The sequence below is a fragment of the Micromonospora sp. NPDC048843 genome (genome assembly GCF_040649965.1).
Lineage (GTDB): Bacteria > Actinomycetota > Actinomycetes > Mycobacteriales > Micromonosporaceae > Micromonospora > Micromonospora hortensis.
Window position 1 is genome coordinate 1 of sequence record NZ_JBEZGJ010000397.1, and the last position, 1,027, is coordinate 1,027.

Here is a 1,027-nt window from a genome sequence, read left to right on the forward strand (position 1 = left end):
TCGGCAGGTGTCGCGCTACGTACTCGCGTCGCGGTGCCTGCCAGCCCCCGACGCACACGGGGGTCGACTCGGCAATCAGTTCCCAGCGCTCGCCCTCGGCGGAGGTGACGTGGGCGTACCGCACGCGGGTCAGCGACCACTGGTCGCCCTCGACCGTGAGGACCAGGCCGTCGGCGGTACCGTCGCGGAACAGGTGCTGTCGGCCGGCACAGTCGCGGATCAGCACCACGTCCGCCCGTGCGTCGAGTGGCTGGGGCCGTGTTGCGGCGCACTGCCAGTGACCGCACAGCGGCAGGTGACGTGCCGTCGCACGCTCGGAGTCGGTGAGGGGGGTGGGCTGCATGTCCGGCTCCTTGGGGCGGGTGTGTGGGTTTCGGTGAGGGTTCGCCTCCTCATCCGAACAACCATTACTATACCCGGTCAATGGGTTTGTGTCCAGGCGCGGGCGGCGGTTGTAGGGCGGCTCTGCTCGATGGCCAGCGGCCTCGGGAGGGCGTACGGCGAAGCTGGCAGGCCGTTGCGGCTGGTTGCGAGCGTAGCGAGCGGCCGGGGCGGCCGGTGCCTGCGGGAGCAACGGTCGAGACCGGCGCGGACCGAGGTCGAAAGCTCTGTCCGGCATCGGAAGGGGAACGGGCCGGACCGGCGGCAACCGGCGTCGACCGGTTGAGGGCCGTGCTGCTAACACCTCCGACGGTGAGACCGGCGCTGGCGCTACCCGTCGTCGTTCGCGGTGCGGCGGTGCGACGGTCATGGCTTTCAGTCGGCGGCGATGCGGCGGCGAAGCTCGGAGAGGGGGAGCCGGTGGCGTTGCCGTTGGTGCTGTTCGGTGAGGATGGCGACATCGCCGAGCTGCTCGCGTAGTTGGGCCTCGGCCGCTTCGGCGGCGGCGTAGTGGTCGGGGAGGACCTGCAGCAGCCGCGCCCAGTGGTTTTTACCGGCCCGGACGCAGGCTCCGCCGCAGTTGTTGTGCGGTAGGCCGAGGTCGTACAGCCGCGGTGGGCGTAGTCCGAGTTGACGGGCCCAGGCG

At 70.9% G+C, this 1,027-nt stretch carries 1 protein-coding gene and 1 pseudogene; both read right to left on the reverse strand.

All coding sequences use genetic code 11. From position 1 onward, the window contains the following. A partial coding sequence (locus AB0C20_RS36375) for a hypothetical protein (RefSeq protein ID WP_357569742.1) occupies nt 1-343 on the reverse strand: 343 nt, incomplete at its 3' end. A gap of 413 nt (nt 344-756) precedes the next feature. Next, nucleotides 757-1,027 (reverse strand): annotated as a pseudogene (locus tag AB0C20_RS36380) (hypothetical protein); the annotation flags it as partial.